A 6,535-nucleotide genomic window follows, 5' to 3' on the forward strand; every position below is an offset into this window, starting at 1 on the left:
TTGCCATGGTCTCGCGGCCGGATCTCATGCGTGAAGGTTTCGACTGGTGGCGCACCATCCGGCGTGCGAGCGTCGCCATCAGGTCGCTGCCGTCGCCGTTCACTTCGACAATCGTATGGCGCGAATATATCGGGACGCCCGCACGCCGGATGGTAAGCGCCGATTGCGTCACGGTGGGGCATGGGCTGACGCCATCGACCGAAATCACGCGGCTCTTGCGGGCGAAGCATCGCTATTCCCGGGATGCGGGTGGCTGGATGGCGCAGGCGGACCGGGATGGACGGACATCGCGGGATCGCCTCTATGTTGCCGGTGATGGCGCGGGCATTGCCGGGGCGGCTGCGGCAATCCATCACGGTACGCTGGCAGGACTTGCCTGCGCGCTGGACCTGGCCACCGGAAAAACGCAGCCACCTGATTCGGAACTCGACAACGCCCGCCGCGCCCATGCGAAATCCGCGCGCTTTGGCCGCTCGATGTCGCGGATGATGGCACTGCGCCACGGTCACATCGACAGCATTGGACCGGACGTGATCGTGTGCCGCTGCGAAGACGTGACGCGCGGCGAGATCGATGCGGCCTGCGACGCAGGTGCTCGCGATGCGGACCAGCTCAAGGCATGGACACGATGCGGCATGGGACCGTGCCAGGGACGGACCTGTGGCGACATCGCTGCAGAAATTCTGGCGGCGCGAACCCCGGGAGGGTCACGCGAACAAGCCGGCTCTTTCTCCGCGCGCACCCCGTTGCGCCCCATGACCGTAGAAGCGCTCACGGGCGACTTCACCTACGCCGATATCCCGATCCCGAAGGCGGCGCCGCTATGAGCGATCTTCAAGCGAACCGCACATCGGCAAGCCGCTTCGACGTCGCCATCGTCGGTGGCGGCGTGATGGGCTGTACGACAGCGCTTTTCCTCGCGCGCGCCGGAATGCGCGTCGCAATTGTTGAGCGCGGCGCGCTGTGTCGGGGAGCGTCGGGAGTGAACGCCGGAACGCTCACGCTGCACATGACGCGCGCCGCGCTCGTGCCCTATGCCATCGAAGCCTGGAAGATGTGGATGAACACCGGCGCATGGCTCGGGCAAAGCGTTCTTGCCACGGCGGCGCCGGGTTTGTCGCTGGCATTCACCGAAGCCGAGCGTGGCCTGTTACAGCAACGCGCGGCCGCCCGCCGCGAGTACGGCGCGCAGATCGATATTCTTGACCGGCACGCGGCGCTCGCCCTTGAACCGGGCCTGAATCCCGCCATGCTCGAAGCAGCGTATTGCGCTACCGACGGTTTTGCCAGCGCCTATCTGACCGGCCGCGCTTACCACGCCGCGTTGAGCGACGCGGGCGTTCGCATCATCGAGCAGACTGCGGTGTCGGGTGTCGAGCGCGTGAAGGGGGTTTATCGCATCCGCACCGCCGATGAGACCGTCAGCATTGAAGCCACCCGTCTCGTCATGGCCGGCGGCGTCTGGCTCGAACCCTTGCTTGCGATGCTCGGCATCGACATTCCAGTGAAGACGCTCGTCAACCAGTTGATCGTCACCGAGCGCATGGAGCCGGTCATGCGCTCGGTGCTGAGCATCGCAAACGGGCTGCTTTCCATGAAGCAGTTCGCGAACGGCACCGTGCTGATTGGCGGCGGCTGGCAGGGCATTGGCGATCGGGAACGCGGCGGCGTCGAGACTGTGCCGGACAACCTGATCGGCAATCTGCGGCTCGCGCAGCACGTGATCCCCGCCCTGGCCCGCGCGCGTGTGAACCGTATCTGGCTCGGACTCGAATCTGAAACCGCCGACGCCATGCCCATGCTTGGCGCGCTGCCCGGCTTGCCCGGCGCATGGGTCATCGGCTGCGTGCATTCGGGCTATACGAGCGGCCCTTACATGGGCCGGCTGCTGAGCCAGGCCATCCTTGGCGAAGAACCCGCCATGCCGCTCTTCGATCCTGCGCGGCTGATCGTGCCGCCCGGTTCATCGACCGCCAATACTGTCAAACCTGCCTGAACCCGAGACCACGAGAATGATCCCGACGCACGACGCTCCCTATGACGGTATTTACGCCGCCACCCTTTGTCCGCTCGACACCGACGGGCGCCATGTGGACGAAGCCGCGCTCGAGCGGCACATCGCGGACGTATCTGCAGTGGACGGCATTGCTGGACTGCTCGTGAACGGCCACGCCGGCGAGAATTTCATGTTGTCAGCGGCGGACAAGCGCCGCGTGGTCGAGATTGCGCACGATGTATGCGGCGACCGGCTGATCATCGTGGCGGGCGTAAATTCCGAGGACAGCTACGAGGCGCAGTCGCACGCCAACGATGCAAAACGAGCCGGCGCCGATGCCCTGCTGCTGTTCCCGCCGTTCTCATGGGCATTGTCGACGGATCTCGATACCGTCCTCACCCACCACCGGATTGTGAACGCCGAAGCCCGCATGCCGATGATGCTGTATCAGGCCGGCGTCGGCACGGGCGGCATGGCGTACACACCCGAGATGCTGACTGCGCTGGCCGGCTTGCCGGAAGTCGTGGCGATCAAGGAAGGCAGTTGGGAAACCGCCGCCTACGAGGCGAACCGGCGGCTGGTCAAAACGGTCGCGCCCCATGTCGCCGTGATGGCTTCCGGCGACGAACACCTTTTCACCTGCTTCGTCACGGGCACCGAGGGCAGTCTGGTGAGCCTCGCTGCGGTCGTGCCGGAACTCATCGTGGCGTTGTACCGGGCGGTGAAGAACGGCGATCTCGCCGAAGCTCAACGCCTGCACGAACGCGTTTATCCGCTTGCGAAAGCCATCTACGGCACGGCGCCCGGCGCGCATGCAAACGCGCGCCTGAAGGCTTGCCTGCATCGGCTGGGCCGCTTTCCCAACGCCGCGATGCGTCCGCCCATTCCGCCGCTGTCGGCACTCGAACTTGCGCGTCTCGATGACGCCCTGAGCATCGCAACCCGTCTTTAACGATTCTGACAAGGAGCCACGCATGACACGAACCCTGATCAAAGGCGGCCGCATCATCACGGCGGTGGACGATTACATGGCCGATATCCTGGTGGAAGGCGAGCGCGTGGTCTGCATTGGACTGAACCTGGAGGGCGGCGAGGACGCGCGCGTGATCGACGCAGCCGGCCTGCTCGTGTTCCCCGGCGGCGTGGATTGCCACACGCATATGGAAAACACCTTCGGGCCTTCGGTCACCGCCGACAACTTTGCGTCAGGCACACGGTCCGCCGCGTTCGGCGGGACGACCACGATCATCGACTTCGCGCTTCAGACGGCCGGCACGAGTCCTCTCGATGCTATTGCGCGGGCACGCGGCAAGGCAGATTCGAAGGCGAGCATCGACTACGGTTTTCACGTGATCGTCACCCAGGTCGACGAGCGCGTGCTCGGCGACATGCAGTACGCAATCCGGCACGAAGGCGTGTCGAGCTTCAAGATGTTCATGGCGTATCCCGGCACCGTCATGTCCGACGACGCCGCCATCTTCCAGGCCATGCGCATGGTCGGCCAGCACGGCGGAATGATTGCGCTGCACGCCGAGAACGGCACGATCATCGACCTGCTGATCAAGGAGGCGCTCGCGCAAGGTCATACCGCGCCGAAGTATCACGCGCTCACGCGTCCTGCCATCATGGAAGGCGAGGCGACGCACCGCGGCATCAAGCTCGCCGAACTGGCCGAGGCGCCAGTGTACTTCGTGCATTTGTCGGCGAAGGAAGCGTTGAAGCATGTGATCGAGGCGCGCGATCTCGGCATTCCCGTGTTCGCGGAAACGTGCCCGCATTACCTTTTCTTCGATGAGTCCGCTTACGCCGACGAAAGCTTCGATATCGCGCGCTACGTGATGAGTCCGCCGCTGCGCTCGAAGGATGCGCAAAACGCCCTGTGGACCGCGCTCAAGACCGACGACCTGCAACTGATCTCCACCGATCATTGCCCTTACTGCATGAAGGAAGGGCATCTCGGACGCGTCAACCAGAAGCCCTTCGGCGCCGACGATTTCTCGAAGATCCCCAATGGCGTGCCGGGCGTCGAGACCCGCATGACAGTGGTCTACAACGGGGGCGTGCGTCCCGGCAGGATCTCCCTGAATCGCTTTGTCGAGTTGATGTCGACTGCGCCCGCAAAGCTCTTCGGGCTGTTTCCGAAGAAAGGCACGATCGCCGTTGGCAGCGATGCCGATATTGTCCTGTTCGATCCCGACGAGTCGCACACCATCAGCGCCGATACCCAGCACAGCGATTGCGATTTCACGCTGTTCGAAGGCCATCGCGTAACCGGTCGTGTGAAGAAAGTGCTGCTGCGCGGCGAACTGCTGATCGATGACAACGACTGGGTCGGCCGCTCCGGTGGAGGAGAGTTCGTCGCGCGTGGCGAACTCGGCGCGCACTGGTAAGCGTCACGCCAGGCTACAAGCCTGCAGGCGCACCGTCATGCGGCGTTCAGCCATTGCAGGATGCGTTGCCAGTCCTGCGGCCTCATGGCGCCCATCCAGGTGTCGTGATCGGCGGTGGGCAACAGCATGAGCCGCGCACGGTCGTGTTCGCTCGCGAAACGTTGTGCGTGCGCGACCGGAATCAACGTGTCCTGCTGCGCACCGACGATGACTAGCGGCCCGTCGTAACGCGCTACGGCTGCGACCGAATCGAATCTGTCGTGCAGCATCCACTTCACCGGGAAAATCGGATACTTCTCCCCGGCCACGTCGGCAAGCGAATCCCAGGGCGTAATCAGAACGACGCCCGCGACTGACGACTCGTTGCCCTTCACCACTTGCGAAGCCATGCCCGCGCCCAGCGATTCCCCCACCAGGTAAAGCGGTGTGCGCCATTGCGCGAGCGCAGCCGCAAAGACTTCGCGCGAAGCGGCGACCGCTGCCTTCATGGTGCGCTCGCCTTGTCGCCTGCCATGCCCAGGGTACTCGGCAATGACAACACGATACCCGGCGCGAACGAATACGTCGGCGAGCGGCAACTTGGTCTCCGCCGACTCTTCGTTGCCGTGATAAACGATAAAAGTACCGCGCGGTGCTTGCCCCGCTGGCGTGACCACGTAACCCGCGTACTCGCCGCCCGCCTTCCACACATCGATGCGCTCGCCCGCAAGCGAGACCGTGCGCAGATCGGCTGCGTCGGGCGTGGAGGGGAGCAGCAAGCGATCCTGCATCAGATACAACGCCAGCGCCGCCGTCAGGTAGGCAGCGACAGCAAAGCGTAGGGTATAGTCAAGCAAGCGCATGCCATGTCTCGCGCGGTAGTTTTCATGAAGGTCCCGGCCAGTATAAGTACAATCCCCTACCCGATGCACCATCCGCAATGCCCCGGTTGCGAACACACTGCATTTGTAGCGGTACTGTTTTATCGGAATCTTGAACGCAGCAGGTCACGTAATTAAAGTGTTTTGCATAACAGCCGTTAGATAGGCGAACGTTATCTCGTAGCGGAAAAAGAATCGAATGGAAGTCAGGAATTCTCGACGATGGGCTCCGCGCGGCCGCAAACGATGGATGATCGCGACAGCCGCACTATGTACCGCAGCCGTCGTCCGATTGATTCTTCACCCGCTGCTCGGCCCGATCATGCCCGGGACCGCTTTTCTTATCACCGCCGTGCTCGTGGAGTATTACTGTGGCCTCGCGCCTGCAATCTGCGTGATGCTGGCGGGGCTGTGTCTCGCAGATTATCTGTTCGTACCGCCGTACGGACGCATTGACATCATCGACGCGTCGGATATCCGGCTGCTGGTCTCGTACCCGCTCATTACCATGGTGGTCATTACACTGGTCGAGCGCCTGAGGCGCGCACAGTATCGCGCCGAGATGCTGGCAGCAGTGGCGCACTCCCGCTATGAGATGCTGCTGCGCGGCGATAACGAACGCCTGCTCGTGCGTCGCGCCACGGACGAAATGCATCGCATGCTGCATCACATCGCGCAGCACACCCGCTCGCTCATACTCATCAAGGCGCTCGATCCAGCAACAAGCGCACCGCCCAGCAGTTTCGTCGCGGCGGCGGTAAGCTCGACGCCCGGTGGCACGACCGACGACGCATCGTTCCGTGCAGGCATTGCCTACGGCGCCAGGCATTCGCAAGTGCACCAGGAAGATCTTGCCCGTGTGAGCGACCGGCTGGTGCCGGGTCACCACCGCATGCGTTTTCTGTCTGGAGCCGAGGATTGGCGGGCAGTCGAATGCATGTGCGAACGCTTCACCACGCCGTCCGGCGATTTTCTCATCCTCCGGGCGGAAGACTGACCATGAACGCGCCTCAAAGTCTCCCCGCCCGGAGCAACGATCACGCTGTGCTGCTGCTGCACGGGCTGTCGAGTTCCGCGTCTGAATTGCGGTTTCTTGCACGCCTTCTGACCGAAGAAGGCTTCGTGACGCACACGCCGGAACTGCCTGGCTACAGTGCGGGCACGGGACACGTGCCGATGGAGCAGTGGATCAGTGCAGCGGTTGCCGAATTCGATGCGCTCGCCGCGCAGCACCAGCACGTATCGGTCTGCGGACTCTCCATGGGCGCGACGCTGGCCGCCGCCGTGGA

The 6,535-nt window shown here is 63.5% G+C and carries 7 protein-coding genes; 6 read left to right on the forward strand and 1 reads right to left on the reverse strand.

All coding sequences use genetic code 11. The features are described from left to right. The 4 genes from ACRXB1_RS27355 to hydA all read left to right on the forward strand — a co-directional run. Nucleotides 1-827, forward strand: an 827-nt coding sequence (locus ACRXB1_RS27355) for a (2Fe-2S)-binding protein (protein WP_449493808.1), incomplete at its 5' end; no start/stop codon positions are given. Beyond that, nucleotides 824-1,996, forward strand: a complete 1,173-nt coding sequence (locus ACRXB1_RS27360; protein WP_449493809.1) for an NAD(P)/FAD-dependent oxidoreductase — start codon at nt 824-826, stop codon at nt 1,994-1,996. The genes ACRXB1_RS27355 and ACRXB1_RS27360, both read left to right, overlap by 4 nt. A gap of 16 nt (nt 1,997-2,012) precedes the next feature. Further along, nucleotides 2,013-2,948 carry a dihydrodipicolinate synthase family protein gene (locus ACRXB1_RS27365; RefSeq protein ID WP_075357484.1) on the forward strand — a complete coding sequence of 312 codons (936 nt, stop codon included), beginning with the start codon at nt 2,013-2,015 and terminating at the stop codon, nt 2,946-2,948. 22 nt (nt 2,949-2,970) lie between these two features. Next, the gene (hydA, locus tag ACRXB1_RS27370) at nt 2,971-4,386 is read left to right on the forward strand and encodes a dihydropyrimidinase (RefSeq protein ID WP_449493810.1); all 1,416 of its coding nucleotides are present in this window, start codon (nt 2,971-2,973) and stop codon (nt 4,384-4,386) included. Nucleotides 4,387-4,421: 35 nt separating this feature from the next. On the opposite strand, the gene ACRXB1_RS27375 is transcribed toward hydA, so the two are convergent. Continuing rightward, nucleotides 4,422-5,228 carry an alpha/beta hydrolase gene (locus ACRXB1_RS27375; RefSeq protein ID WP_375508053.1) on the reverse strand — a complete coding sequence of 269 codons (807 nt, stop codon included), beginning with the start codon at nt 5,226-5,228 and terminating at the stop codon, nt 4,422-4,424. Between the two features lie 217 nt (nt 5,229-5,445). On the opposite strand from ACRXB1_RS27375, the gene ACRXB1_RS27380 reads away from it, so the two are divergent. Both ACRXB1_RS27380 and ACRXB1_RS27385 read left to right on the forward strand, forming a co-directional pair. Beyond that, nucleotides 5,446-6,243 (forward strand): DUF4118 domain-containing protein, encoded by a 798-nt coding sequence (locus ACRXB1_RS27380; protein WP_075357481.1) that lies wholly within the window; start codon nt 5,446-5,448, stop codon nt 6,241-6,243. Nucleotides 6,244-6,245: 2 nt separating this feature from the next. After that, nucleotides 6,246-6,535 (forward strand): alpha/beta hydrolase (locus ACRXB1_RS27385; RefSeq protein WP_449493811.1); only part of this gene is annotated, 290 nt, incomplete at its 3' end.

Source organism: Caballeronia sp. M23-90 (assembly GCF_053574605.1).